The 26,510-nt window shown below is 70.5% G+C and carries 20 protein-coding genes and 3 pseudogenes; 12 read left to right on the top strand and 11 right to left on the bottom strand.

Features of this window, described 5'->3' with window-relative positions:
* Positions 1–342: 342 nt before the first annotated feature.
* On the bottom strand, positions 343–846 hold the full coding sequence (locus tag AB0I23_RS18285) for an RICIN domain-containing protein (RefSeq protein WP_359110377.1): 504 nt from the start codon (positions 844–846) through the stop codon (positions 343–345).
* Positions 847–1,162: 316 nt separating this feature from the next.
* On the opposite strand from AB0I23_RS18285, the gene AB0I23_RS18280 reads away from it, so the two are divergent.
* The gene (locus AB0I23_RS18280) at positions 1,163–1,669 is read left to right on the top strand and encodes a GNAT family N-acetyltransferase (protein WP_359110376.1); all 507 of its coding nucleotides are present in this window, start codon (positions 1,163–1,165) and stop codon (positions 1,667–1,669) included.
* 125 nt (positions 1,670–1,794) lie between these two features.
* The gene (locus AB0I23_RS18275) at positions 1,795–2,016 is read left to right on the top strand and encodes a hypothetical protein (protein WP_359110374.1); all 222 of its coding nucleotides are present in this window, start codon (positions 1,795–1,797) and stop codon (positions 2,014–2,016) included.
* Positions 2,017–2,049: 33 nt separating this feature from the next.
* On the opposite strand, the pseudogene AB0I23_RS18270 reads toward AB0I23_RS18275, so the two are convergent.
* Positions 2,050–2,938, bottom strand: a pseudogene (locus AB0I23_RS18270) (AMP-binding protein).
* On the bottom strand, positions 2,935–4,611 hold the full coding sequence (locus AB0I23_RS18265; protein WP_359110372.1) for an AMP-binding protein: 1,677 nt from the start codon (positions 4,609–4,611) through the stop codon (positions 2,935–2,937). Before AB0I23_RS18265 ends, AB0I23_RS18270 begins: the two are co-directional and overlap by 4 nt.
* Before the next feature lie 109 nt (positions 4,612–4,720).
* Here AB0I23_RS18265 and AB0I23_RS18260 point away from each other — a divergent pair, with 109 nt between their 5' ends.
* On the top strand, positions 4,721–5,563 hold the full coding sequence (locus AB0I23_RS18260; protein WP_359110370.1) for a helix-turn-helix transcriptional regulator: 843 nt from the start codon (positions 4,721–4,723) through the stop codon (positions 5,561–5,563).
* A gap of 84 nt (positions 5,564–5,647) precedes the next feature.
* A complete protein-coding gene (locus AB0I23_RS18255) occupies positions 5,648–6,295 on the top strand; it encodes a LysE family translocator (RefSeq protein ID WP_359110368.1) in 648 nt (215 codons plus the stop codon).
* Between the two features lie 218 nt (positions 6,296–6,513).
* On the opposite strand, the gene AB0I23_RS18250 is transcribed toward AB0I23_RS18255, so the two are convergent.
* Positions 6,514–7,680, bottom strand: coding sequence for a winged helix DNA-binding domain-containing protein (locus tag AB0I23_RS18250; RefSeq protein WP_359110366.1), 1,167 nt, complete (start codon positions 7,678–7,680; stop codon positions 6,514–6,516).
* A 129-nt stretch (positions 7,681–7,809) separates the two neighbouring features.
* On the opposite strand from AB0I23_RS18250, the gene AB0I23_RS18245 reads away from it, so the two are divergent.
* Positions 7,810–8,688: a DMT family transporter gene (locus AB0I23_RS18245; protein ID WP_359110364.1), complete on the top strand. Its 879-nt coding sequence runs from the start codon at positions 7,810–7,812 to the stop codon at positions 8,686–8,688.
* 455 nt (positions 8,689–9,143) lie between these two features.
* On the opposite strand, the gene AB0I23_RS18240 is transcribed toward AB0I23_RS18245, so the two are convergent.
* Positions 9,144–10,040: a DUF2510 domain-containing protein gene (locus AB0I23_RS18240; protein ID WP_436846956.1), complete on the bottom strand. Its 897-nt coding sequence runs from the start codon at positions 10,038–10,040 to the stop codon at positions 9,144–9,146.
* 314 nt (positions 10,041–10,354) lie between these two features.
* Here AB0I23_RS18240 and AB0I23_RS18235 point away from each other — a divergent pair, with 314 nt between their 5' ends.
* Together AB0I23_RS18235 and AB0I23_RS18230 are read left to right on the top strand one after the other, a co-directional pair.
* Entirely contained in the window at positions 10,355–11,197 is an 843-nt protein-coding gene (locus AB0I23_RS18235) for an alpha/beta fold hydrolase (protein WP_359110362.1), read from the top strand.
* 141 nt (positions 11,198–11,338) lie between these two features.
* Positions 11,339–11,707 (top strand): nuclear transport factor 2 family protein, encoded by a 369-nt coding sequence (locus tag AB0I23_RS18230; RefSeq protein WP_359110361.1) that lies wholly within the window; start codon positions 11,339–11,341, stop codon positions 11,705–11,707.
* Positions 11,708–11,887: 180 nt separating this feature from the next.
* Here AB0I23_RS18230 and AB0I23_RS18225 read toward each other — a convergent pair whose 3' ends face one another.
* Positions 11,888–13,090 (bottom strand): FAD-dependent monooxygenase, encoded by a 1,203-nt coding sequence (locus AB0I23_RS18225; RefSeq protein ID WP_359110359.1) that lies wholly within the window; start codon positions 13,088–13,090, stop codon positions 11,888–11,890.
* Positions 13,091–13,201: 111 nt separating this feature from the next.
* Here AB0I23_RS18225 and AB0I23_RS18220 point away from each other — a divergent pair, with 111 nt between their 5' ends.
* On the top strand, positions 13,202–13,921 hold the full coding sequence (locus tag AB0I23_RS18220) for a TetR/AcrR family transcriptional regulator (protein WP_359110357.1): 720 nt from the start codon (positions 13,202–13,204) through the stop codon (positions 13,919–13,921).
* A gap of 467 nt (positions 13,922–14,388) precedes the next feature.
* Here AB0I23_RS18220 and AB0I23_RS18215 read toward each other — a convergent pair whose 3' ends face one another.
* On the bottom strand, positions 14,389–15,204 hold the full coding sequence (locus tag AB0I23_RS18215; RefSeq protein WP_359110355.1) for an ArsR/SmtB family transcription factor: 816 nt from the start codon (positions 15,202–15,204) through the stop codon (positions 14,389–14,391).
* Positions 15,205–15,577: 373 nt separating this feature from the next.
* Between AB0I23_RS18215 and AB0I23_RS18210 the strand changes: the two genes are divergently transcribed.
* The 3 genes from AB0I23_RS18210 to AB0I23_RS18200 all read left to right on the top strand — a co-directional run bounded on the left by AB0I23_RS18210 (position 15,578) and on the right by AB0I23_RS18200 (position 20,473).
* Complete coding sequence (locus AB0I23_RS18210) at positions 15,578–17,983, top strand: endonuclease/exonuclease/phosphatase family protein (RefSeq protein ID WP_359110353.1); 2,406 nt, start codon at positions 15,578–15,580, stop codon at positions 17,981–17,983.
* An 87-nt stretch (positions 17,984–18,070) separates the two neighbouring features.
* Positions 18,071–18,706, top strand: coding sequence for a beta-L-arabinofuranosidase domain-containing protein (locus tag AB0I23_RS18205; protein WP_359110352.1), 636 nt, complete (start codon positions 18,071–18,073; stop codon positions 18,704–18,706).
* 213 nt (positions 18,707–18,919) lie between these two features.
* Positions 18,920–20,473, top strand: a complete 1,554-nt coding sequence (locus tag AB0I23_RS18200) for a peptidoglycan-binding protein (RefSeq protein ID WP_359110350.1) — start codon at positions 18,920–18,922, stop codon at positions 20,471–20,473.
* Between the two features lie 259 nt (positions 20,474–20,732).
* On the opposite strand, the pseudogene AB0I23_RS18195 reads toward AB0I23_RS18200, so the two are convergent.
* Positions 20,733–20,879: pseudogene (locus AB0I23_RS18195) on the bottom strand (SMI1/KNR4 family protein); the annotation flags it as partial.
* 186 nt (positions 20,880–21,065) lie between these two features.
* Here AB0I23_RS18195 and AB0I23_RS18190 point away from each other — a divergent pair.
* Entirely contained in the window at positions 21,066–22,286 is a 1,221-nt protein-coding gene (locus AB0I23_RS18190) for an MFS transporter (RefSeq protein ID WP_359110346.1), read from the top strand.
* Here the strand turns inward: AB0I23_RS18190 and AB0I23_RS18185 are convergent.
* From AB0I23_RS18185 to AB0I23_RS18170, 3 genes and pseudogenes are all read right to left on the bottom strand, one after another.
* Positions 22,261–23,367: a protein kinase family protein gene (locus AB0I23_RS18185; RefSeq protein WP_359110344.1), complete on the bottom strand. Its 1,107-nt coding sequence runs from the start codon at positions 23,365–23,367 to the stop codon at positions 22,261–22,263. The genes AB0I23_RS18190 and AB0I23_RS18185 overlap by 26 nt on opposite strands.
* A 207-nt stretch (positions 23,368–23,574) precedes the next feature.
* Positions 23,575–24,873, bottom strand: a pseudogene (locus tag AB0I23_RS18180) (peptidase); the annotation flags it as partial.
* A gap of 456 nt (positions 24,874–25,329) precedes the next feature.
* Positions 25,330–26,481, bottom strand: a complete 1,152-nt coding sequence (locus AB0I23_RS18170; RefSeq protein ID WP_359110342.1) for an XdhC/CoxI family protein — start codon at positions 26,479–26,481, stop codon at positions 25,330–25,332.
* Positions 26,482–26,510: the final 29 nt, after the last annotated feature.

Genomic DNA, 26,510 nt, shown 5'->3' with positions numbered 1-26,510 from the left:
ATCGACAAGGCACCGGCGCCGCCCTCACAGGGCAATACACCTAGGGTCTCTCGTTCACATCGTGCCGGGCTGGTCCCGGCGGTCGCAGCGGGCTTGCCCGCCGCGGCCCGGCCGGTCGCGCTGGAACCCACCGGGGCCGGCCGCCTCTTGACGCCGGGTTCGTGGAGTTTCCGATCAAGGTGGCGCCGTACCGGTGCTGCCGGAGTGGCCGGCCCGCGGTACGAGACGAATCACGGACGCAGTTTCGCGCTGCCCGTTGTCCACGACCGAATGTGGCTGGGTCCCCGAGGGAGGGCCCAGCCACAAGGTGTCAGCGCCTGGCCGACGGGCTCCCGTGAGGACTTAGATGTCGTTGGGCTCCCAGACGGGCAGCCAGACATCGTTGCTCGCGCCCTGGGCGGTGCAGTCGTACTGGATGAGGGGGTATCCGACGCCTACTCCCCCCGCGACGTTGAGGCACTTGTTGCTGGACTTGACGACGATCTGGTAACCGATGCCCTTGGGCACGAACTTCCACAACGTGTTGGCGGCGTTGCTACAGGTGTACTGGATGACCGGGGTGCCGTTGGCGTTACCGCCGCCCTCGACGTCGAGGCATTTGCCGCTGTTGACGGACTTGAACCGGTAGTAGCCGCCCGCGACCGCATTCGCTTCCCAGCGCTCGTTGGCCGTACCGGCCCACGGGTACTGGATGACCGGGACGCCGTTGCCCTGGCCGGCTCCCCGTACATTGGCGACCTGGCCCGGAGCGCTCGCCAGTCTCAGGGTCAACTGCTTGGCGACGACGAACCGTGGGGCTGCTCCCGCGGAGTCGCTGGCGACGGCCGGGCTGAATGAGCCCGACATCAGCCCGGTGCTGATCGCGACGGCCCCCAGGCCCACAGCCCACCGCTTGCAAGATTTCACGTACTTTTCTCCGATCCCGCTGCCGCACACACCAACCCCAATGTCGCCATGTGCGATCAGCTCGCTACAGAAGGTAGCCAATCGGTCGCATCCGCCACAGATGACATTGGGGTTGCACGGGAATCAACAAACGCCCCCACGCGCCCCCTCAATACCAGCAGCATCACCCTTGGCAGGCGTTTGTTCTGCGCGACCGCCCGTGAAGGGCCCGGGGCCCCTGGCCCCGCGCACCGGCCGCCGACGCCATACTGGCGACATGCGTATCCGTCCCGCCCGCCGCTCCGATCTCCCGCTGCTCCAGGACATCGAACGCGCCGCCGGCGAACCGTTCCGCGCCCTCGGCATGTCCGCCGTCTCGGACGACGACCCGCCGCCCCTCGACCTGCTGGACGACTACCGCGGGGCCGGCCGCGCCTGGGTGGTCACCGAGTCCGACGACCGCCCCGTCGGCTATCTGATCGCCGACGAGGTCGACGGGGCGGCCCATGTCGAGCAGGTTTCGGTCCATCCGTCCGCCGCCCGGCGCGGCGTGGGCCGCGCGCTCATCGACCACGTGGCCGACTGGGCGGGCGACCGACGGCTGGCCGCCCTCACGCTGACGACGTTCTCTCATGTCCCGTGGAACGCGCCGTACTACACGCGCCTCGGCTTCCGTGCGCTCACGGAGGCCGAACTCACCGACGGGCTGCGGAAGATCAGGGCGGAGGAGGCGGAACACGGCCTGGACCGCTGGCCGAGGGTCTGCATGCGCCGCGAACTCTGACCGGGCGTCAACACCCCTGACGCCGGAGCGGAACCACCCGGCGACAGCGAGTGCGATCGGTCACGTTCGCGCCTGGGGCCACAATTGTTCGGGCTGTGTCAGTGGGCGGCCGTAAGATGGCGCGCATGGTCTTAATTCCACGGCACTCCCCTTCTTCCGACCCGCTGCACACCACACAGCCGACGCACCCGTCCGCCGTCGAGGCGAACGAGGCGATCCGTGCGCTGGTGGACGCGCGAGCCGGGCAGGACTGGTCGTCCGTGGAGTCCGCGGCGTACGAGGTACTGCTCATCGAGTGGGCGGCGGCGACCCGCGGCACTGCCGACGACATCATCGAAGCCGCCTGACCGCGCCCCGGACAACGCCTCCTTCCTCACCGACTATCCGTAGTTCTCCCGCAGTTCGATCTTCCGGACCTTCACGCTGACCGTCATCGGGAAGGCCTCCAGGATCTGGAGCCTCCGCGGAATCTTGTAGTGCGCAAGCTGCTCGCGGCAGTACGCCGTCACCTCGTCCAGGCTCGGCGGGTCCGCGGCGTCCCTGGGGATGACACAGGCAAGGATCTCCTCGCCGTACGTGGCGTCCGGTACGCCCACCACCTGCACGTCCGCGACCTTCGGGTGGCGGTAGAGGAACTCCTCGATCTCCCGCGGGTACACGTTCTCACCACCGCGGATGATCATGTCCTTGATCCGGCCGACGATCTGTACGTAGCCGTCCTCGCGCATCACCGCGAGGTCGCCGGTGGGCATCCAGCGCCCCGTGTCGATCACCTCGGCGGTCCGCTCGGGCTGCTCCCAGTAGCCGAGCATCACGCTGTAGCCACGGGTGCAGAGCTCGCCGGCCTCCCCGCGCTCCACGGTCACGCCGGTCGCCGGGTCGACGACCTTCACCTCGATGTGCGGCATGACGCGGCCGACCGTGCCGGTGCGGCGCTCCAGGTCGTCGTCGCGGCGGGTCTGGGTGGAGACCGGGGAGGTCTCCGTCATGCCGTAACAGATGGACGAGCACCCACTCGGGGCAGTTGACGGCCCAGATTCCGACGCGGTCACCCCTGGCCACCCCGGAGCCCATCAGCCCGCGCGCCAACTCATCGACCGCCGCACCGAATTCGGCGTACGTCCAGCGCCGCCCCGAGGCGACGTCGACGAGCGCCTCACGCTCCGGGTGCGCCTCGATCGCCCGGTCGAGATTGCGCCCGATCGTGTCTCCGAGCAGGGCGGCGGTGCCGGTGCCGTGCGCGTAGGACAGCCCGGTGCGTCCGGTCATCGCAGGTCCTCCTCGCCGAATTCGGTGCCGGCGCCCTGGGCCGTGCGCTCGCGCAGCTCGATCCGGCGGATCTTTCCGGAGACGGTCTTCGGCAGCTCGGCGAACTCCAGTCGGCGGATCCGCTTGTACGGGGCGAGGACCGCCCGCGAGTGCGCGAACAGCACCTTCGCCGTGTCCGGGCCGGGCTCCCAGCCCTCCGCGAGGACAACGTACGCCTTCGGGACGGCGAGCCGGACCGGGTCGGGCGCGGGCACGACCGCGGCCTCGGCGACCGCCTCGTGCTCCAGCAGCGCGCTCTCCAGCTCGAACGGCGAGATCTTGTAGTCGGACGCCTTGAACACGTCGTCGGCGCGGCCGACATAGGTGATGTAGCCGTCCTCGTCGCGGGAGCCGATGTCGCCGGTGCGGTAGTAGCCCCCGGCCATCGCCTCGGCGGTACGGTCCGGGTCGCCGTGGTAGCCGGTCATCAGGCCGACCGGGCGCTCCGACAGGTCGAGGGAGATCTCGCCCTCCGTCGCACCGGGCTCACCGGTGACCGGGTCGAGGAGCTCGACCTTGAAGCCGGGGCTGGGCCGCCCCATCGAACCGGCCTTCAGTACCTGGCCGGGGGTGTTGGCGACCTGGACGGCGGTCTCGGTCTGGCCGAAGCCGTCCCGGATCGTGACACCCCACTCCCGCCGGACCGTCTCGATGACCTCGGGGTTCAGCGGCTCCCCGGCAGCGACGACCTCGCGCGGCGGGGTGTTCAGCTGGGAGAGGTCGGCCTGGATCAGCATCCGCCAGACGGTGGGCGGGGCGCAGAAACTGGTGACGCCCGAGCGGTCCATTTCGGCCATCAGCCGGCCCGCGTCGAACCGGGTGTAGTTGAAGATGAAGACGGTCGCCTCGGCGCTCCACGGCGCGAAGAGGTTCGACCAGGCGTGCTTGGCCCAGCCCGGTGACGAGATGTTGAGGTGGACGTCCCCGGGCTTGAGGCCGATCCAGTACATCGTCGACAAGTGGCCCACGGGGTACGAGACATGGGTGTGCTCGACCAGCTTGGGGCTGGCGGTCGTGCCGGAGGTGAAGTACAGCATCAGGGGCTCGTCGGCGTCGGTCTCCCGGTCCGTCTCGAAGCTCTCCGGCTGCTCGTCGGCGCCGGTGTACGGGAGCCAGCCCGGTACGTCCTCACCGACAGCGATCCGGGTGTAGTCGCCAGGCACCTCGTCGAACTTGGCGGCGTCCGTGTCCCGCACGATCACATGCCGGACCCGGCCGCGTTCCACCCGGTCGCGCAGGTCGACGGGGCCGAGGAGCGGGGTGGCGGGGATGACGACGGCGCGCAGCTTCATCGCGGCGAGGGCCGTCTCCCACAGTTCGACCTGGTTGCCGAGCATGACGAGGACGCGGTCGCCGGCGCGTACCCCCTGGGCGCGGAGCCAGTTCGCGGCCCGGTTGGAGCGGGCGGACATCGCGGCGAAGGACACCTCGGTGCGGCGGCCGTCCTCCTCCACGATGTGCAGGGCGGTGCGGTGGTTGTTCTCGGCGATGACGTCGAACCAGTCCAGCGCCCAGTTGAAATGGTCGGCCCGGGGCCAGCGGAAGCCCCGGTACGCCGTCGCGTAGTCCTCGCGATGCTGCAGCAGAAAGTCCCGGGCGGCCCGGAACGTTTCCGTAGCGCTGGTTGCCGACATGTGCCCTCCTTATTGGGGACCGGACCGGTCCCTTTAGCATCATGTAAACAGTGACCCAGGTCTCACCACCCCCGAACGGGGGTACGCGGCCGGGCAGAGAGGCAACAGCGTGTCCGAACCGGTCGATGCGGTCGAGATGCAGGCGGCACTGCTGCGGTTGCGCCGGACGAGCGGGCTGCCCGTGGCGTTCGGCGGACTGCTGTCGGATGCCCGCCACGCCAGGATCGTGGAACTCAACGGAGCGCAGACGACGGCGTTGCGCGGCCTCGTCATCTCGGCGGGCAGCGGGCTCGGCGGCAAGTCGATCGCCCTGTCCCGGCCGTGCGCGGTGACCGACTACCCGTCGTCGCGGCACATCAGCCACGAGTACGACACCGCGGTCGCCGCGGAGGGGCTGCGCTCGGTGGTCGCGGTGCCCGTCGTCGTACGCCGCAAGGTACGGGGCGTGCTGTACGGCGCGCTGCGCGAGCCGCTCACCCTCGGGGACCGTACGTTCGACGCGGCCGTCGCGGCGGCCCGCGACGTGGAACAGGCGCTCGCCGTGCGCGACGAGGTGCAGCACCTCCTGGCCGTCACCCGGGACCAGGTGACGGACCCCCGGGCGGCACCGGGTGCCTGGGAGGACGTCCGCGAGGCGCACCGCGAGTTGCGCGCGCTGGTGCCGAAGGTGGCCGACCCGGTGCTTCGCGCGGAACTCCTGTCGGTGTGCGGGCGGCTGGCCTCGGCGTCCGGGACACCGGTGCCGAGCGACCGTGGGGTGCAGCTGGCGCCACGCGAGATCGATGTCCTCGCCTGTGTGGCGGCGGGCGCGACGAACGCGGCGGCGGCGGACCGGCTGGGGCTGCGGCCGGAGACGGTGAAGGGGTATCTGCGGGCCGCGATGCGGAAGCTGGGGGCGCACACCCGGCTGGAAGCGGTCGTGGCGGCGCGCCGGGCGGGGCTGCTGCCGTAGGTGCGCGCCGGGTGTCCGCCTCGGTCGCGCGCCTGACGTCCGCCGGGGTCTGTGCCGTACGGTCGGGGCCAGGGGGTGATGGACATGGTGTCCACACATCAGTATCTCGCGTTCGCGGCGATGTCCCTGCTGGTGATCGTGGTCCCGGGGCCCAGCGTGCTCTTCGTGATCGGCCGGGCGCTGGCCCACGGCCGCCGCACCGCGCTGGCCACGGTGCTGGGCAATGTCGCCGGTTCGTACGTCCTGGTCGTGGCGGTCGCGCTGGGCATCGGTTCGCTGGTCGAACGCTCGGTGGTGGTCTTCATGACCGTGAAGCTGGCGGGTGCGGCGTATCTGGTCCTCCTGGGTGTGCAGGCGTTCCGGCACCGCAAGGAGCTGAGGCCGGGGGCTGTCGAGGCGTCGCCGGGGCGGCCCGCGCGCGGTGATCTGCGGACGGTGATGGACGGTGTGGTCGTCGGCGTCACCAACCCCAAGGGCATCGTCTTCTTCGCCGCGGTACTCCCCCAGTTCGTGGACCCGTCGACCGGTCATCTCCCGGCGCAGATGCTGCTGTTGGGGCTGGTGCCGATCGCGATCGGGCTGGTGACGGACACGCTCTGGGGGCTCGGCGCATCAACGGCCCGGAGCTGGTTCGCCCGGTCGGACAGGCGGCTTTCGATGATCGGCGGGGCGGGTGGTTTCGCGATGATCGGTCTGGGCGTGACGGTGGCGGCGACGGGCCGCGCCGACTGAGAGCCTGTCGGGTGACCTCCGATCGGGCGGCCACGCCCTGGCACGCACGCTTCCGGCGTCGCCGAAATGCCCTGGTAGCTCCTTCCCCGAGCTCTCAGCTTCGTTCGAGCAGGGGAGACCCCGTCCAAGGCCATCCCGGCGCCTTGGAATCGCACGCACCATGCCGCGTCCGCTCTCCGATCGAAGGTCACCCGACAGGCTCTGAGCCCCGGTCCCGGTCAGTCCCCGAAGTCGACGAAGGGGGCGAACCGGATGTCGTGTGCCGTCGGGTCCGCGGGTCCCATCGTGGCGAGCATCCGCATCCCCTCCTCGGTGACGGCGTCGCGTTCCGCCCGGCTCAGTCTCCCCAGTGCCTGCACGGTGACGGTCGCCTCGCCGCCGGGCTTCCGTCCGGGCACGCCGAACCGCCAGATCGCCGCGAGGAAGCCGTCGACGAGCACGGCTCCGTACGCCTGATTGCCGTTCCCGTTGCGTCCCTTGAACTGCGGCGGGATGACGCGCGTTCGGTCCGCGTGGCCGAGCAGGACGTTGTCGAACTCGGGCAGGAAGCGCGGTGGGGCGGGGGTGTCCGGGTCGGGACGCGGGGCGTCCGGCAGGTCGAAGAGTTCCACGCCGTGCTCGTCGCGGAAGGTGATCAGCCGCGGCCGCAGCCGTTCGAAGACCTCTCGCAGCCGGGTCAGTCCGGCCCACATCTGCATGTCCTTCACGGAGGCGGGGCCGAAGGAGCCGAGGTAGCGCAGCACGGTCGCGTCGGGTGCGGGGGCCGGCTCGGACGGTCGGCCGAGCCAGTGCTCGGCGGTGGTCAGCGCGACCTGTCCGCTCCGGCCCCAGAGCCCGCGCGGGGTGACCTGGACCAGGGGCAGGACGCAGCGGGCGGCCATGGTCAGGGCCTGCGGGTCGGCGTCCGGCCACTGGGCGAGCAGTGCCTCGCGGAGTTCCTTCGGGGTGCGCGGCCGCTCCTCGACGAGTTCTCTGCCGATCACCGCGAGCCGGTCCAGGTCCACACCGCCGAGCCCCTGCCGGAATATCTTCAGCTCCCGGCTGCGGGCCGGCTGGACCAGCGGGCGCAGGGTCAGCGCGTCGTCGGCGGTGTGGGTGTGAATGGTGGAGCGGAGGGTGACGATACGGACCACCTCGCGGGTCTCCATCAGCGCGGAGAGCTCGGCCGGGTCGAAGCCTTCGAGGCGGGCGAAGAGCTGGTGGTACGGCGGCTTGGTGTTCTGCGCCTGGAGCCCGACGAGATGCCTGACGGCCTCCTTCGCGGACATCGGGCTCCGGCGCAGGAGCAGTTGGCGCTCCAGGGTGGCCCGGCCCAGTGCGCGGGGCGTGAGCACCGGGGACTGGGCGGATGCGGCTCGTGCGGCGGGGTTCGTCTTCGCGGCCATGAACGGCACGGTACGCGGATATGCGGACAACTCCCGTCCGCAAGCACATCGTCTCCTCCCTTCGCGTGCCCGCCGCACCGCAGGCCGGCAGGACCCCGAATTGCGTGCGGGCCCCCGCATCATGGACGGGTGATCAGCGTCCTGTTCGCCATCCTGACCGCACTCGGCAACGGCGCCGCGTCCGTGCTGCAACGCCGTGCCGCCCTCGCCGTACCCGACACGAAGGCGATGCACCTGTCGCTGATCGGCCATCTGCTGCGCCAGAAGGTGTGGCTGGCCGGGATCGGGCTGGTGATCGTCGCCGCCGTCTGTCAGGCCGTCGCGCTGGCCACCGGCCCGATCTCCGTGGTCCAGCCGATCTTCGTCATCGAACTCCCGGCGACGCTGCTGCTGGCCGGTTTCGTGACGCGGGTCCGGGTACCGCGCGGAGTCTGGTGGGGCGTGGTCGCCGTGACCGCCGGGCTGACCCTCGGCATGGCCTCCGCCGCTCCGGACGGCGGCAGCACGTCGGTGCAGGGCGCGGCCTGGGTTCCGGCGCTGATCCTGACGGGAATCGTCGAGGCCGCGCTGATCACCGGCGCGATGAGCACCCGCGGGAACCCCCGGGCGGCGCTGCTCGGGCTCGCCGCGGCGTGCGGGTACTCGCTCACGGCCGCCCTGATGAAGGACGCGATGGGGCGGCTCGGCGACGGCGGGGTGACCGTGCTCATGACGTCCTGGCAGCTGTACGCCACCGCCGCCGCCGGAGTGGGTGCGCTGTTCCTGCTGCAGAACGCACTCCAGGCGGGCACCCTGGTCGCCGTCCAACCGATGCTGACCCTGGGCGACGCGCTGATCAGCATCCTGTACGGGGTGACGCTGTTCGGCGAGGAACTGCGCACCGGCTGGTGGCTGCTGCCGGAGCTGGTCGCGATCGCCCTCATCGGGCTGGGCTGCATCGAACTGGCCCGTTCGCCGCTGGCGTCCGGGAACGCCGTACCGCCGCCGCGCAGCTCCCGCGTGACGTGACGGCCCGCACCGGGCCCGGGTCGGCGCTCCGGCTCCTGGTGCGGTCCGACGAGGTCGGTATCGGGGTCGCCCATGGTCAGCGCCCGCAGATGATGACCACCCGCACACCCTCCGGCAGGAGCAGGAGTTCGAGGCGCTGCTGGGCCACCACGCCTCGGTGACCTTCTGGGTGACGGCGGCCTGCCGGGTGGCCGGTGCGGGGACGGCAGGTGTCCCGGGACCGATGCCGCGCCCCACCCGGATGATCTCGGAGCGTGCACGAGGGCGATCAGGACGAAGAGGTCGCGGCCGGGCCACGCGGTCGCCGTGCGACCGGGTACGTACTCACCTGTTCGGCGCAGTACCCGCCGAGTTCCGCACGACCCGCTCCTCGCGACGCCCGCGCCCGGCACGCGGAACCGGCCCACGGGAAGGTATCCCGCGGGCCGGGTACTGCCGAGTTCCGTCGAGTCGCTTCAGGCGGTCTGCCCGGATCCCGAGCCCGTCACGGCCGCCGCCTTGATCCCCTTGGTGATCTCGTCCATCACCGAGAGCGCGGGCGCCTTCGGGCTGACGTCGAAGCCGGACCGTACGACGACCAGCATGTCCGCGGAGTGCGGGGAGACAAAGGCCAGCGACTGGACGTAGCCGTCGTCGCCCTCCTTCGTGACCACTTTCCAGCGCACCAGATAGCCCTTCCGGCCCGCAACGGTGACCGCCTCGGACTTGAGCTGCTGGTGCGAGGTGATGGCGCCGTAGGCCTTGCCGCCGTACGACGACTTGGCATTGACGGAGATGTCCGCCTTCGCCGCCGCCTCCGCCGTCTTCGCCGTGATCTTCAGCGCCTGGGCCGGGGCGACGAACGCCCCTCCGCGCTCGCACTTCTGCGAAGGGTCGGCCGGGCACGTGTACGTTCCCGTGCTCACCGACGCACCGATCAGGGCCGACTGACCGGTCCAGCCGTCGGGCACCGGCAGGCTGATGCCGCTGCCGACGTCCGTGGCATACCCCTCCTCGGACGGCGGCTGCTGCTGCGGTTGCTGCTGGTCGGGCGCCGGACTCCGGCCACCGGGACCACCCTGGCCGTTCTGTCCCCCGGGGGAACTGGGCGTCGGCGACACGACACCGCGGGAGGTGTTCTCGGAGCTGTTGGACCCATCCGCCAGCAGGACCGTGCCGCCCGCGATCGCGGCCAGCACCACCACGCCCGCGGCGACGCCGACGCCGATCCGGATCCGGCGGCGCCGGACGGCCGCGGGCGGCATCCGGAGCTGATCCGTCCACTGACTCCCGTCCCACCAGCGTTCCTGGACAGGGCCTGTTCCTGTATACCCGGGGTCCGTATGCCAGCCGGGAGGGCTCATCTCGGTCACGACGCCCACCGTAGAGGCGCTCCGTGAAAATCACATGAGGGAACCGGGCCAGGCACCTGTTCAGGACCGCCGACAGTGCGCGGACCACCGAATGGGGGCGTAATGGGCTAGGGCCTTTCTTTCGGATCAGGCCGGATCAGGGAGCGGCCCTCCGCGGAGCGGCTGACCCGATCCGAAAGAAGGACCCCAGGACCTCTCTTCCGGATCAGGCCACAACAGGGAGTGCGTGCCTGACCCGGCGAGCCCGGCACGCTCCGAGAAGAGGCCCCAGGAGCCCGGACCACGTCAGGACCGGGCCGTGCGATGGGAGAGTCATGCCGTACATCACCGTTGGCGAGGAGAACTCCGCCGGCATCCATGTGTACTACGAGGACCACGGGATGGGGCAGCCCATCGTCCTGATCCACGGGTTCCCGCTGAGCGGTGCCTCCTGGGAGAAGCAGCTCCCGGTCCTGCTGCGCGCCGGGTACCGGGTGATCACATACGACCGGCGCGGCTTCGGCCGCTCCTCACAGCCCACCACCGGGTACGACTACGACACCCTCGCCACGGACCTCAACGCCGTCATGGAGAAGCTCGACCTGCAGAACACCATTCTGGTCGGGTTCTCCATGGGCACCGGCGAGGTCGTCCGCTACCTGGGCAATTACGGATCCGCGCGGGTCGACCGGGCGGCACTGATCGCCCCGATCCCGCCGTTCCTCCTGAAGACCGGGGACAACGCCGAGGGGGTCGACCGGGGCGTCTTCGACGGCATCATGAGCGCCATCGCCGCGGACCGTCCCGCGTATCTGACGGCCTTCCTCCACGACTTCAACAACGTCGACAAGCTCGGTGGCACCCGGATCAGCGACCAGGCGCTGCAGCTCCAGTGGACGGTGGCCGCCGGCGCATCGGCCCACGCCACACTGGCCTGCGTACCGGCCTGGCTGACGGACTTCCGCGACGACCTGCCCAGGATCGACGTGGAGACGCTGATCGTCCAGGGCGACGAGGACCGCATCCTGCCCATCGACTCCTGCGGCCGGCGGCTGCCCGGCCTGGTCAAGAACAGCCGCCTCGTGGAGATCCCGGGCGGCCCGCACAACATCGGCTGGACCCACGCCGAGGAACTCAACGCCATTCTCATGGAGTTCCTGACCCGGACAGCCTCCTGAGTGCCGCACGCCGCCGCCGGGGCGTCCGGACCATGACCCGGGAGGTACTCGACGCCGCTTCCCGTGTCGGACATCGTGTTCCTCACGAGCCGCACAGGATCCCGGCCGCGGGGCCGGGACCGAGACCGGGAGGACAGCACGATGACCGCATACGAGGACGCCGTTCAGCGCCACTTCACCGCCTGGAACGCGGCCACCCCCGAGGACCTGGCGAAGGCCGTCGCCGCCGCCTTCACCGAAGGTGCCACGTACACCGACCCGCTGGCCTCCGTGCGGGGCCACGACGAGCTGGTGGCCGTGATCAGCGGTGCCCATCAGCAGTTCCCCGGCTACGAGTTCAAGCTGACCGGCGCCCCCGAAGGACACCACGACATCGTCCGCTTCAGCTGGGACCTGGTCTCCACCGCCGACGGCTCGGCGCCCGCCGCCGGGTCGGATGTCGCCACCCTCGACGACGACGGGCGCATCAGCTCGGTCAGCGGGTTCCTGGACCGGATCCCCGGAGCGTGAGGGAGCGCCACCGCCCACGGTTCCCCAGCGAGCGCCCGGTCGAGCAGTCCGGGGAACGAGCCGACCGTCAGGCCCTGTTCGGCCGCGCGTCGCACCATCGCCCGCTCCGACACCTCGGCCCGAAGGCGGCCGGACCGCCCCCACACGCAGGGTTCCGCACCGCCGGATCCCCCTGCCCCCTCAGCGCACGGGCGGCGCGGATGTCCGGTGTGCCGGGTAGTCGGGCAGTTCGATGTTCGTGACCTTTCTCCCCTCTTCCAGCATCCAGTTGAGGATGAGCCTGCGGCTGAGCATCCAGTTGCGCATGCGCAGCGCGAACATGGATCCAGGGGCGAGGAACGGGCCGGTCCGGTCACCGCCCTTCTGGCAGCCCTGCGCATAGGTGCGCAGCAGATTCTCGTAGCGGGCGAAGGCGGTGGCGTGGTCGCCGGGGTGGGCGGCCAGTTCCCCCGCGAGCACGTACGCGGCGACGATCGCGGTCCCGGTGCCCATCCCACCGATGGTGGCCCCGCAGGCGGCGTCGCCGAGGAGGGCGATGCGGCCTCGGGACCAGGTGTCCACGTCGGCGCGGCTGATGGAGTCGAAGTACAGGTCGTCGGCGTCCTCCAGGGTGGCGAGCAGCCGGGGCACGTCCCAGCCCATTCCGGCGAACGCCTCGGCGACGAGGGCCTTCTGCGCCTGCTGGTCGTGCCGGTCGTGGTCCATCCGGTCGGCAGCGAAGACGAAGAAGGCGCGGGCGGTGTCGGGGTTGCGGTTGTCGGTGCCGACGGAGGCGAGACGGCCCGGGGTGTTGCAGCCGGTGGAACCCTCGCCGAAGCCGAAACCGGCGTAGTTGGGCAGGCTCCACGTGGCGGCGTAGTGGCCGAGGTGGCGCACGTACGCGTTCTCGGGGCCGAAGGCGAGGCGCCTGACGTTGGAGTGCAGCCCGTCGGCGCCGATGACGAGGTCGAAGGTGCGGGTCTCGCCGCCGCGGAAGGCGACGCGTACGCCGTCCTCGTCCTCGTGCAGCGCCGCGATCGACTCCCCGAAGAGGTACCGGGCGCGGGGCAGGCTGCGCTCGTACAGGACGCGGGCGAGGTCGCCGCGCAGGACCTCGATGTCTCCGCCTGCGAAGTCGGCGGGCATTTCGAGCCGGAGCCTGCCGGTCTCGTCGACGAATCGCATGGGGCTGCCGCCGGTCCGCAGCCGCCGGAGTTCGTCCAGGATGCCCATGCGCTCCAGGACGGTCAGATGGGTCCTGCCGCGGAAGTCGACGGCCTGTCCGCCCTCACGGAGGGCCGGGGTGATCTCGACGACGGTGACGTCGAAACCGTACTCACCGAGCCAATGGGCGAGCGCGGGGCCCGCGATGCTCGCACCGGAGATCAGAACCTTCTGGGACATGGCAGGTACTCCCGTGCCGGGGATCGTTGATCCACATTAATTGCGTCCCATGGACGCCATTTCTTGTTGTGTACGATAGACACAGTTTCTGTTCCTGGCAAGGAGACAGCGGTGACGGACGACCCGACGGACCTGGTGCGCCTGCTCTGGGGACCCGGACCACAGCCCCGGCGCGGACCCAAGCCCGCACTCACCCTCGACGGCATCGCCCGGACCGGCACCGGGATCGCGGACGCGGAAGGCCTCGGAGCCGTGTCCATGCAGCGGGTCGCGGAACAGCTCGGCAAGACGAAGATGTCGCTCTACCGATATCTGCCCGGCAAGGCGGAACTGATCGCCGTCATGGTGGAAACGGCGGTGGATGACGCACCGGAGGGCGGAGAGGGTGACTGGCGGGCGCGCCTGACGGCTTGGTCGCACGGCCTGGTCGAGACGCTCCGCCGTCACCCCTGGCTACTGGAGGCGACGGTCGGCCCGCGCCTGATGGGCCCGAAGGAACTCGGCTGGATGGAGCGGGCCCTCTCCGCGCTGGACGGCACCGGGCTCACGGGCGCGGAGCGCATGGACGCGGTGGTGCTGCTCACCAGCCACGTCCGGGGCATCGCGCTCCAGAGCCGTGCGGCCGCCCCGTCCAGCACCCCGGAGGCCCAGATCCTGGCCGCGCTCGGCACGGTGCTGCGGGACCACGGAGCGGACTACCCGCACCTCGCAGCGGCGACAGCCTCCTCGGTCCGGTCCGGAACCCAGGGACAGGACCAGGCCCTGGAGTTCGGCCTTGACCGCATCCTGGACGGCCTGGAGGTCCTGATCGCCGGGCGCGCCCGGAGCTGATCCACGCGAGGGCCCGCAGCGACAGGACTACTCCAGGGTCGTGACGGGCGAATGACCGTACGAGACGGTGCACCGGTGGACCTGGAGTGTGTCTTCACGGCCGACGGTCACCATCGTGGGGCAGTCCCGGTCGGGATACGGCGGCCGGCCCGTGTCGTCCCTGTCCTCGACAGGACGCCAGCCAGTGCTCTCGCCGTCCCATTCGCTGCTGTCGACGGTGAGGAGGGGTGCGACCGGGGCGCCGCAATCGCAGCGGACCTCCATCGGGTCGCAGAAGGTCCAGGGGGCGGACCATCCGCCGATCTTCCAGCCGGGGGCGACCGACAGATCGCCCCGGTAGCTCAGCCCCTGCCCCTCACCCGCCCGCGGCCCATGGGCGCGACGGTGTCGTCCGCGTCACGCTTCCCCTCCTCCTCGACAGACCGCATCCGAGCACGCCGCGTGGAAGGCCGGTCCGGAGGAGCTGCCTACCGATCCGGGTCGGAAACGAACCTGCCGCCCTCCAGCAGGGTCTTGAGCGTCGAGAGGATCATGACCCAGCCACCGCTGACGCCTTCCAGCATCCTGCTGTCAGGGCTGTCGAAACCGTCGTGAGTGATGGTCAGTTTGATGCCCATCGCGGGCTCCTCGGCGGGCTCGATGTCGAAGGTGACCTTCGACCGCTCCTGGACCGCCTTCTCCCATTCCTCGTCCGAGGCGAAGCCGAACATCGCGCGGTGCATGGGCTGCAGGGTGTGCCAGGTGTACGAGAGCCGCTTGCCGGGCTGCGCCTCCAGAACCCGCTGGCCGACCTCCTCGAACTCGCCGTCCGGGTCCATCTTCCAGCGGACCGGCGCGCCGACCTGCCAGGTCGACTCGGGGCCGTAGCCACCCATGTAGATCTTGATGAACTCGGTGTCGATCAGAGCCTGGTAGAGCTTCTCCGCGGTGGTCTGGATGTAGGTGACGTAAACGAACTCGGGCTTGTCCATGACTGGTTGTCCTTCCAGCGTTTCCTTGAGACGGGAGAGCGCGGTCATCCGGCCGCGTTCGTACCGTCCGATCCAGCGGTCGGCCACTTCCTGGATGGGCACCGGGTTGAGGTAATGCAGCTTCTCCCGGCCCCTGCGGACGGTGGAGACCAGAAGTGCGGACTCCAGGACCGCGAGATGCTTGCTCACCGCCTGCCGGCTCATGGCCAGCCCTTCGCTCAGCTCGCGCAGTGTCTGCCCACCGCGCGCGTTGAGCCGGTCGAGGAGCTGTCGACGGCCGGGGTGGGCGAGCGCCTTGAATATCGCGTCCATCGCCGCCACCCCTCCCACCGCCTCTCTGCCGTTCCGGTCCCACCTCACCATAGGCAACCTTTTGGTTGCCTGTCGAGCGGCGACCCGACCGGGTCTCCGATCCGAACAACCTCTGGAACGCCGGCGATGTGCGCTTCGACTACCGCAACCCCGGACCGCACACCGGCGCGCACGTCGCGTTCCGCACCGTCCTCAGCCATTTCAGGATCAGCGACTTCAAGGTCAGCGCACGCAGGGTCCTGCCGTCATCCCCGAGCGCGACCCCCAGGGGCTCATCGGAGCGTTTTCTGGAATTAACCTCTGGCGCCTTGTCACAGCAGGGTCTACGCGCATAGCTTGTGGCCCCTCATCACACTTTGAGGGGCAGTACACCGTGCACATATCCAAGTCCCGTTCCATCCTGCTGGCCGGCGCGGTCGCCGTGACCCTCTCGGCGACCGCGCTCCCCGCCGCCTTCGCGGCCCCGTCCTCGACCGCCGTGATCTCCGAGGTCTACGGCGGCGGGGGCAACTCGGGTGCGACCCTCACCCGCGACTTCATCGAACTGGCCAATGCCGGTTCGGCGGCGTACGACCTCTCGGGCTTCAGCGTCCAGTACCTGCCCGGCACACCGTCCGCAGGTTCGACTTGGGGTGTCTCCCCGCTGACCGGATCCGTCGCGCCCGGCGGCCGCTACCTGGTCGCCCAGGCCGCGGGCACCGGCGGCACCGTCGCCCTGCCCACCCCGGACGCCACCGGCACCGTGGCGATGTCCGCGACCAGCGGCACCGTCGCCCTCGTCTCCGGAACCACCCCGCTGACCTGCAAGACCGCGGCCGACTGCGCCGCCGACACCCGCATCGTGGACCTCGTCGGCTACGGCTCCGCGGTCGTACGGGAGGGCAGCGGCCCGGCGGCGGGCGCCTCCGCCACCGCCTCCGTGGCGCGCGGTACGTCGCTCGCCGACACCGACGACAACGCCGCCGACCTGACCGCGGGCGCCCCGACGCCGGTCAACGCGGCCGGTGAGACGTCCGGCGGAACGGGCCCCGGCGACCCCGGCAACCCGACCGAACCCGGCACCGTGCGGGTGCACGACATTCAGGGCACCACCCGCGTCTCGCCGCTGAACGGCCAGTCGGTGACCGGGGTCCCCGGCATCGTCACCGGCGTGCGGACCAGCGGATCGCGCGGCTTCTGGATCCAGGACGCCACGCCGGACGCGGACGCCCGTACCAGCGAAGGTGTCTTCGTCTTCACCGGCTCCACCGCACCGGCCGTCGCCGTGGGCGATTCCGTGCTGGTCAGCGGCAAGGTGGACGAGTACTACCCGTCCAGCACCACCCAGTCGATCACCGAGATCACCGCCCCCAGGGTCACGGTCCTGTCGTCGGGCAACACGCTGCCCGCGCCGGTCGTGCTCGACGCGGCGTCCGTGCCCGGCACGTATTCCCCCTCGGCAGGCGGCGGTTCGATCGACGCACTGGCCCTCGACCCGGCGACGTACGCGCTCGACCTGTACGAATCGCTCGAAGGTACCCGTGTGCAGATCGCCGACGCCCGGGTCACGGGTGCGACGACCGCGTACGACGAGGTCTGGGTGACGGTCAAGCCGAACGAGAACCCGACGCAGCGCGGCGGCACGCTCTACTCCTCGTACACCGACCAGAACACCGGTCGCATCAAGGTGATGTCGCTGGACACCACCCGCCCCTTCCCTGTCGCGAACGTCGGCGACGAGCTGTCCGGTACCACCACCGGTGTCATGGACTACGCCTCCTTCGGCGGCTACAACCTCCAGGCGACCCAGCTGGGGACGCTCACCGACCACCACCTGAAGCGCGAGGTCACACGGAAGCAGAAGGACAAGGAGCTCGCGGTCGCCACGTACAACGTGGAGAACCTGGACGCGAACGACGAGCAGACCAAGTTCGACACCCTCGCCGCGGGCGTCGCGGTCAACCTCTCCTCCCCCGACATCGTGTCGCTGGAGGAGATCCAGGACGACAACGGTGCGGTGAACGACGGCACGGTCGGCTCCGAGGCGACGCTCAAGCGGTTCACCGACGCGATCGTCGCGGCGGGCGGTCCGCAGTACGTGTGGCGCTACGTCGCCCCCGTGGACGGCAAGGACGGCGGCGAGCCCGGCGGCAACATCCGTAACGTCTTCCTCTACAACCCCGAGCGCGTCGACTTCGTGGACCGCGCGGGCGGCGATGCGACCACCCCCGTGACCGTCGTGAAGACGAAGAAGGGCATCACTCTCTCGGCGTCGCCCGGCCGCATCGCACCGACCAGCGACGCGTGGGCGGACAGCCGCAAGCCCCTGGTCGGCGAGTTCCGCTTCCACGGGAAGACGGTGTTCGTCATCGGCAACCACTTCGGCTCCAAGGGCGGCGACCAGCCTCTGCACGGTCGCTACCAGGAGCCGAAGCGCAGCTCGGAGACGAAGCGCGTCAAGCAGGCGGCGGAGGTCAACAACTTCGTCAAGTCGCTGCTGGCGGCCGACAAGTCGGCACAGGTCATCACCCTCGGGGACCTCAACGACTTCGCGTTCTCGCCGACGATGGACGCGCTGACCGACGGCCAGGTGCTCAAGCCGCTGATCACCACGCTGCCGGAGGGCGAGCAGTACAGCTATGTGTACGAGGGCAACTCGCAGACGCTGGACCACATCCTGACCAGCCCCGGCGTGCGTCACTTCGACTACGACGTGGTGCACATCAACGCGGAGTTCGCCGACCAGGCGAGCGACCACGACCCGCAGGTCGTGCGCGTGGACGTGAACGCACCGAACTGATCACGTAAAGCCGCAGGGGCCGCCCGGTCGACAGTCGACCGGGCGGCCCCCTCTGTTCGACCGGTCGCATCGCTGTCGTCCCCGCCCATGAGCGTCGGACCGATACGCCCGAGCAGCACCGCGCACACCGTGCTGCATCCCGTCACCCCTGCCCGGATCAGCGGCGGCTTCTGGGCCGCCCGTCGCCGTACCGACGCGGAAGCGGGCATCCCGCAGGGGCCCGCGGGCGCAAAGAGGCCGGAAGCCCGTCGGAACCTGCGCGCGGCCGCGACCGGGGACGGAGGCTTCACCGGGGACTTCCCGTTCCAGGACTCCGATGTCCACAAGTGGCCGGATGCGGTGTCCTGGCGACTGGCAGACCCGGAGGCGTCGGGCGACAGGCAACTCGCCTGCGATGTGGACCGTTTGACCGGACTGCTCGGCGCGGCCCAGGAGCCGGACGGCCATCTGCAGACGTACTGCCAGGTCGCCCGCCCCGAGCGGCGGCGGCAGGAGCTGGACCGGGGCCATGAGCTCTACTGCGCCGGGCACCTCATCCACCGCGACCGCCGGCAGGAACGGCGAACGGCCGGCCCTCGCGCCCGCCGGGCGGGAGGGGCCGACGGCGGGAGCGGCCCTCGCTCCCCCTGGAGGATGTCCGGCGGATCAGGGTCGGAGAGGTCGCGGCATCGGTGTCGCGCCGCAGCCCGTCGCGGAGTGGAGCGGGGTACGGTACGCATCTGACGGATGGTCACTCCGCCCGGCGAGCGCCTGCAGGGTCACCGGGCGGCTTGTTGTCCTTATGGTCAACTCCGTTGGAGTGACAGGGAGTTGGACACGCAGAAGATGATTGTCATGCCCTGGACGCATAGATACCCTGAGCCGGCTTCGCGGCCCTCGCGACCCACCCCACTCGGTCCGGGGCCGCTCTTTCTCCCCCACAGAGCAGGAGCAGGTATGCCCAGACGCGCCGCAGCCCACACAAGGATCCGCGCATCCGTGCTGGCGGCCCTCACCGCCACCGCGCTCGCCGCGACCGGTACGCCGGTCCTCGCCGCACCCCCTCCGGTCGCCACCCGCCACTCCATGAACCAGGCGTTCGCCGAGGCGGCACGGGAGTTCGACGTACCACGCGACCTGCTCGCCGCCGTCGGCTACGGCGAAACGCACCTCGACGGCCACACCGGGCGCCCCAGCCAGGCGAACGGGTACGGAGTGATGCACCTGGTCAGCAATCCCGGGAACCACACGCTGGAAAAGGCCGCCGCACTCACCGGCGCGCCGCTGTCGGAGCTCCGGCGAGACACCGCGGCCAACATCCTCGGCGGCGCGGCCGTGCTGCGTGCGTACGCGGACCGCATCGGCCTCGATGGCGACGAGCGCGACGACATCGACGCCTGGTACCCGGCCGTCGCGCGGTACAGCGGTACGACGGGCCGCGCCGCCGCCCTCTACGCCGACGCCGTCTACACGTTCCTCGCGAACGGGATCGTCACGACCGTCCCCGGCGGCGAGCGGATCTCGGTGACCGCCCGGCCGGTCGCCCCGGACAAGGGTTCCTTCTCCGACGCCGAGGTACGCGCCCAGAGCCCCGACTACCCGTCGGCGCTGTGGGTCCCGGCCGACCCGAACAACTTCACCAAGGGCCGGTCTGCGCCGATCGACAAGGTGATCATCCATGTCACTCAGGGCTCGTACTCGGGCTCGATCAGCTGGTTCCAGGACCCCACGTCCGAGGTGAGTGCCCATTACGTGATCCGCTCCTCCGACGGGCAGATCACCCAGATGGTCCGCAACAGCGACACCGCGTACCACGCCCGGGGCTCGAACGCCTCGGCGCTCGGCATCGAGCACGAGGGGTTCATCGACGACCCGTCCTGGTTCACGGACGCGATGTACCGCTCCTCGGCCGCCCTGACCAGAGCCCTGTGCGACAGGTACGGGATCCCGAAGGACCGGGCGCACATCATCGGCCACAGCGAGGCACCGGGCAACGACCACACCGACCCGGGCCCGTACTGGGACTGGGCCCGCTACATGAGCTACGTCGGGGGCGACAAGAGCGGCGGCAGCAGTGACGGGCTGAGCTTCGCCTCGTACGCCACCCAGCAGAGCGGATCGACGGGCGCTCAGGTCACGGCGGTGCAGAAGCTGCTGACCGCGCAGGGCTTCGACGCGGGCGCGGCGGACGGGAAATTCGGCCCGGCCACACGGGCCGCGGTGAAGAGGTTCCAGACGGCCCGCGGACTGGCCGCCGACGGCATCGTCGGCGCGCGGACCTGGACGGCGCTCCTGTCGGCCGGGGCCGTGCCGACACTGAAGCAGGGGGGCTCGGGCGCGGATGTGAAGCGCCTCCAGCGCTCGCTGACCGCGGCGCTCGGCGTGACCGTCGACGGGAGCTTCGGCCCGGCAACGGTGACAGCGGTGCGCAGCTATCAGAGCAGCCGCGGGCTGACGGTCGACGGGATCGTCGGCAGCGGCACCTGGGCGGCGCTGCAGGCAGGACGCTGACCCGGAAGAACGACGGCCGACGCCGGTACGGGCGGTGCGGCACGGATGTCGCGCGGCACCGCCCGTCCGGTCGAGCAGCTGCCGGTCACGTCCGGCCGAGGCCAAGCGGCGCGTCGCGGAACAGGAACAGCCCGACGCCACCTGACACCTGCTCTACGCAGCGCCGGACTCGTCCTCCGGAGCGTCGAACCACGGCTTGTTCGCGGCCCAGTGCGCCACCCGTCCCGCGAATCCCGGTTCACCGGTGGTGAAGCCGAACCGCGACGAAGGTGCGGTACGGCTCCGGCAGGACGATGCCGTGCTCCGCCTCGAAGGCACGCACCCGGTCCCGGCCGAGCGGGGCGTCGGTCTCGAAGGCTGCACGGAGGACGGCCAGTTCAGCGGGGTGGGCGTGATCGGTACGCATGTGCCCATAGGTACCACCGGACACTGACAACGCCCCGCCGGCCGGCTGCTAAATTTGTACGCATGTTCTTCCTCCGTGTCTAGGACCCCGCGCTGACCGCACCCGCCATACGGGGTGCGGCACTCCGGTGTCCCTGTACGCACACAGCGCGGTCGGTCCGCGCTGCTCTCCCGAGGAACGATCCTCATGCTTTCGCCTTCGCCCACGCCCTCTCACGCTCCCTCGTACGCAACGGTTCTGCGCACCCGTCATGCCTCCCGCACCTTCGGGGCCGCCCTGCTGGGACGACTCTCGTACGGGATGGTTTCCCTCTCCCTGATACTGGCGGTCAAGGACGCCACCGGCTCGTACTCCGTGGCGGGCGCCGTCATGGCCCTGTTCGGGGCGACCAGCGTCCTCCTCTCCCCCGCCCGTGCCGCGCTGATCGACCGGTACGGGCCACGACGCGCGCTGCCGCCGCTGGCAATCGCGTACGCGCTGCTCCTCTCGGTCCTGGCCCACGTCACCTGGCAGCCCGGTGCGTCGGGTCTCCGGCTGGGGGTGTGGGCCGTGATCGCCGGTGCCTGCGCACCACCCCTGGGGCCCGTGATGCGGACCGTGTGGAGCAGCCTCATGCCCGACCGGGAGCTGCTCCAGCGCGCCTACAGCCTGGACGGCGTGGCAGAGGAACTCCTCTTCGTCACCGGGCCCTTGCTGGTGGGTCTGCTGGTGAGGTTCGCCGAACCCGCGGCCGGTGTGGCGGTCAGTGCCGCGCTGGTGCTGGTCGGGGCGTTGGCCCTGGTGGCCTCTCCGGCAGTGCGCGGTACGGGCCCCCGCCCGCCGAGGACGAAGCCGCATCCCGCGGTGCCGTCCGGGAAACCACTGCTCCGCGTGGCCGGGTTGCGTCACGCGGCGGCGGTTGCGGCCGGGGTGGGGCTGTGCCTGGGGGCGCTGGATCTGCTGGTGGTGGCCTTCACCGACCGGCACGGCCAGGATGCGGCCGTGGCCTGGGTACTGGCGGCGCTCTCCGCGGGGAGCGCGGTCGGCGGTCTGGCCTACGGCGCCGTCTCGTGGCGCGTGTCGAGTCGGCTGCGACTGACGGCACTTGCCGTCGCCCTGGGGCTGTGCCTGTTCGCCGCCGGGCTGTCGCCGAACCTGTACGTGCTGGTCGGCACGGTCGCTGTCGCCGGGCTGTTCGTCGCCCCGGCCATGACCACGGCGTATCTGATCGCGGACGAGTCCGTCGGCTCGGGCAGCCGTACGCAGGCCGGCGCGTGGGTCAACACCGCGATCAATGCCGGGTCATCGGGCGGAACAGCCGTGATCGGTCTGGTGCTGGGGCATCTGCCGCTCGCGGCGTGTTTCGCCCTTGCCGCGGCCCCGGTCCTGCTCTGCGCGGCGTTCACGGCCGGCGGCGACCGCCGATGAGGTCCCCCGCCCTCAGGCACGCCTCGAGCTCGTCCGCCGGATAGGGCACCGTCTTCCTCCCGCCCAGCATGCGCTGACGGAACCCACGCAGAAGGAGGGCCGTCGGCGCGTGCCGGGTGAGGAGGTCTGCCAGGGGTCCGGTGGGGTCCCTGGGGCGGACGCCCTCGGCCCAGTCGCGTACGAACTCGATGTTGTCCTGCGTCCCGCGGAGTCGTTCCGCGAGGTGGTACCAGACCATCTGCCCGGCGACCTGCGCCCGGTCGTAGCTCCGGTGCCGGTCGAGGAAGTCCGCTTCCTGCGGCGCGAGTTCGAAGCCGTCGCTGAGGGCCAGACCGAAGTCGGAGAAGTACAGCTGCCGGCCGTCGGTGAGGATGTTGTCGAAGTGGGCGTCGAAGTGGACGAGACCGCGGGCCCGCATGAAGTCCACGGTGTCCGCGAGTTCCGCGTCCGCGCGGAGGGACTCGGCGGGGTCGTCCTGGCCGGCCAGCCATGCGCCCAGGGTCTGCGGGACGTACTCCAGGAACAGGACGATTCCGGCCGTGGAGTCGCGGATCGCCTCCAGCCGGTTGCGTACGGCCGGTGATCCGTCCCAGTGGTCGACCGCGCCGTCCAGGCCGCCGAAGAAGTCGAACGCATGGGTCCCGGCGCGAGAGTTGGGCAGCACCCGCCAGTGGTACATCAGCGGGAAGGCGGGACTCTCGCCGCCGAGCACCCAGTTGGTCGTCATGGTGTGCACGGCGAGTTCGCGCCACGCTCCGAATCCGGTCGACCCCAGGCCGTACTGGTAGAAGGCCGGCAGTCCGAAGAGGTTCGCCGTGGACCGGACGTTCTCCGGCCGCAGCTCCAGCGCGGTCAGCGGGACCCGCTTGACGAACGTCTTCACCCCGTCGACGTCCAGCGCGGCCGTGGTGCCACCGATCCCCGTGCCGACCGGGGTCGCCCCGGCGACCAGTCGGCCGAGCCGTTCGTCGCTGAGGAGGGAGAGGCGGGTCGACACGGTGGTGTACGAGGACAGCCGTGTCGACAGGTCCCGGGGGACGGACGGTTCGGACACGGTCTGTGCGGCTTCTCGGAACGTCACCCGGCCCATTCAACCGCAACGTCCAGGCGGCGACCGACCGCCTGCTGCCATCCGTGCGACGAGCAGACCGGACGTCTGCCGGCGAGGTGACCGGAGGCATGAGGAAAGGTGGCTCCACATCCCTGTCGGGGGGTGTGGAGCCACCTCGTGGAAGCCCTCCGGAGCACTCTCAGGAGGGGCTGTCAGCAGGTCGGTTCAGGCAGCAGGTCACTTCAGACCGAACGCCCGGACGATCTCCTGATCGATGCCGAGCCCGTTCCCGTCCTCGGCGTGCGCCTTGAGCGAGACGAAGCCGCCCGCTTTGTTGGGCGTCTTGAACAGCGCGGTCCAGTTGCCCTCGGAGATCCTGCACAGCTCGGTCCCGCTCCAGGTCCTGCCGTCGTCGTAACTGACCGACAGCGAGGCGTTCTTGGCTTTCATCGCACCGTCGAGCCACTCCTGCGTGCCGGAGGAGAGACCGACCTCGGTCCACTTGCCTGCCTCGACGTCACCGGCGAGGTCGGTGTCGACCTTGTAGTCCAGCTGGAGCAGCGGGATGTCGGCCTTCCAGGGACCGCTCTGGTCCATCTGGCCCGAGACGAAGTTCCACTCGGTGTGCGTGCGGGTGGAGGTCTTCCACACGTCGCCGTCGCGGGTGGAGTCGAGGACGAAGCGGTACGGCAGCTTCTCCGGCGACACGTCCCAGGCGAATCCGGCCCGCCCTCGGACCTTCTTGATCAGTGTGTCGCCCTGGTAGAAGGCGGTGGTGGTGGTGTCGTACTCGTCCTCGGGCATGGCGCCCGAGTGGCCCGCGCCCGAGTCCGTCCACGGGGTGAAGTTGAACTGCATGTCGTTGTAGACAGAACGGAACGGACCCCAGTAGCCGGTGCCCAGACGCGGGCGGCTGATCGGCGCGAACCACTGGGCGGGGTAGGTGCGGCCCGCCGTGTAGTCCATGTCGCCGCTGCGCATCTCGTGCGCGAAACCGGTCTCGGTGGCGTTGAGGACCGAGTGGTCCTCGTACCAGAAGGAGGCGCCCGGAAGCGGGGTGACCCACTCGTCGCGGGTGCCGGGGAACTTCTCGTACTCCGTGAAGCCGATGCCGGGCCCGTAGTCCGGGATGTCGTAGCGGTAGCCTCCGCCGAGCACGGCCTTGTGGCCGTAGAAGGTGTTCTCCACCTTCGCCAGCTGGAGGGTGGTCGGGGCGAACGTGAGCGAGCCGTCCGGGACGGTGCCGTTGTGGCGGTCGGCCAGGTCGTACATGTACCGGGCGAACCTGCGCTGTGCGACGGTGAGACTCCCGCCCCGTCCGACGTCCTTGATCAAGGTCTCACCGGCGAGCCGCTGCACCGTGGCAACGGGGATCGTGGTCGTGGTACCCCACTCGGTGTACTGCTCCATCAGCACCCCGACCGAGGCCGCTATGAGCAGGGCCCTGCGTCCCGCGCGCGCGGGTCTCGCCCGGCCGGAAGCGGAGGAGGCTGTGAATGTCATGGGGTTTGATCTACCGGCACGTTCGCACCCACGTCTGCGTCTATTCCTGGCGGGATGCCGCCGTGGCGGCATCCCGCCCCTTCAGGAGTTCCGGCGGACACCCCCGACTGCACCTGTTTCAGGTCGTTTCATCCGGCCGACGAGCGACGGCTCGTGCTCACGTGCGGCGTCGCGCCACGTTCCGGTGAGCCCGCACGCCCGGTCCCCGGATTCTTGACGTGAGGGTCGGTCGCCACACCCCCGTTTCGCTTCCTCCTCCATCAGCTTCAGCCGTACCTGCCGGACTCCGTCGTCGAGCTCGTCCCAGGGCACACTCCCGAGGGCGAGTACTGCCCGTACTCTTCCGCTGCCCAGCGCTTCCGCAAGGGTCGGTCCACGGTCCGGGGACTCGGCTCTGCGCCATCGGGCCATTCCCAGCTCCTTTTCTCACACCTATGACGGAGCGGGAACCGGAAACGTTCGATCTCCTTGTCGCGGCCCGAGAGCCGGTCAGGCCACCGAGGAGATGCGGCCCGCCACCGGCCGGCCGCCCTCGTGGTGGATCGGGGTGTGTGCGCCGGTGAGCGGGACGCCGCTGCCGCCACGCCGGTCGGCGACGATCTCGGCGGCGATGGAGAGCGCGGTCTCCTCGGGGGTACGTGCTCCGAGGTCCAGGCCGATCGGCGAGTGGAGCCGGGCCAGTTCGATTTCGGTGACGCCGACCCCGCGCAGCCGGTCGTTGCGTTCCAGATGCGTACGGCGCGATCCCATCGCGCCGACGTACGCGACCGGGAGCTTCAACGCCGTTTCCAGCAGCGGAACATCGAACTTGGCGTCATGGGTGAGCACGCAGAGCACGGTGCGCGAGTCGACGGCGGTCGCCGCAAGGTAGCGGTGCGGCCAGTCGACGACGATCTCGTCGGCGTCGGGAAAGCGGGCCGCCGTGGCGAAGACGGGGCGGGCGTCGCACACGGTGACGTGGTACCCGAGGAATTTACCGGCCCTGACCAGGGCGGAGGCGAAGTCGATGGCCCCGAAGACGATCATCCGGGGCGGCGGGACGCTCGACTCGACGAGCAGGGCGAGGGGGCGGCCGCAGCGTGAGCCCTCGGCGCCGATGGTGACGGGGCCGGTGCGGCCCGCGTCCAGCATCGCGCGGGCCTCGGCCGCGGCGGTGCGGTCCAGCTCCGGGTGTCCGCCGAGCCCACCCTCGTACGAGCCGTCGGGGTGGACGAGTTGGGGGCGTCCGAGGAGTTCGGCGGGGCCGTCGGTGATCCGTACCACCGCCGCAGCCTGCCCTGCCGCCGCGGCGGCGAGCGCGGCGGCGAACACCGGGCGTGCGGGGTCGTCCGCGCGGACCGGTGTCACCAGGACATCGATGATGCCGCCGCAGGTCAGACCGACCGCGAAGGCGTCCTCGTCGCTGTAGCCGAACTGCTCCCGTACGGTGATGCCGTCATCGAGGGCCTGTTGGCACAGCTCGTACACCGCGCCCTCCACACAACCGCCGGAGACCGAACCGATCGCGTTGCCGTCGCGGTCGACGGCGAGGGCGGCTCCCGGCTGCCGGGGCGCGCTCCCGCCGACCGCCACGACCGTGGCGACGGCGAACTCGCGTCCCTGCCCGACCCACCGGTGAAGCTCTTCGGCGATGTCCAGCATGGCGTGTCTCCTTAAGCGAGGTGTGGAGG

The organism is Streptomyces atratus, from assembly GCF_040655115.1.
GTDB classification, from domain to species: domain Bacteria; phylum Actinomycetota; class Actinomycetes; order Streptomycetales; family Streptomycetaceae; genus Streptomyces; species Streptomyces atratus_D.
This window is presented reverse-complemented; position numbering and strand designations above follow the sequence as displayed.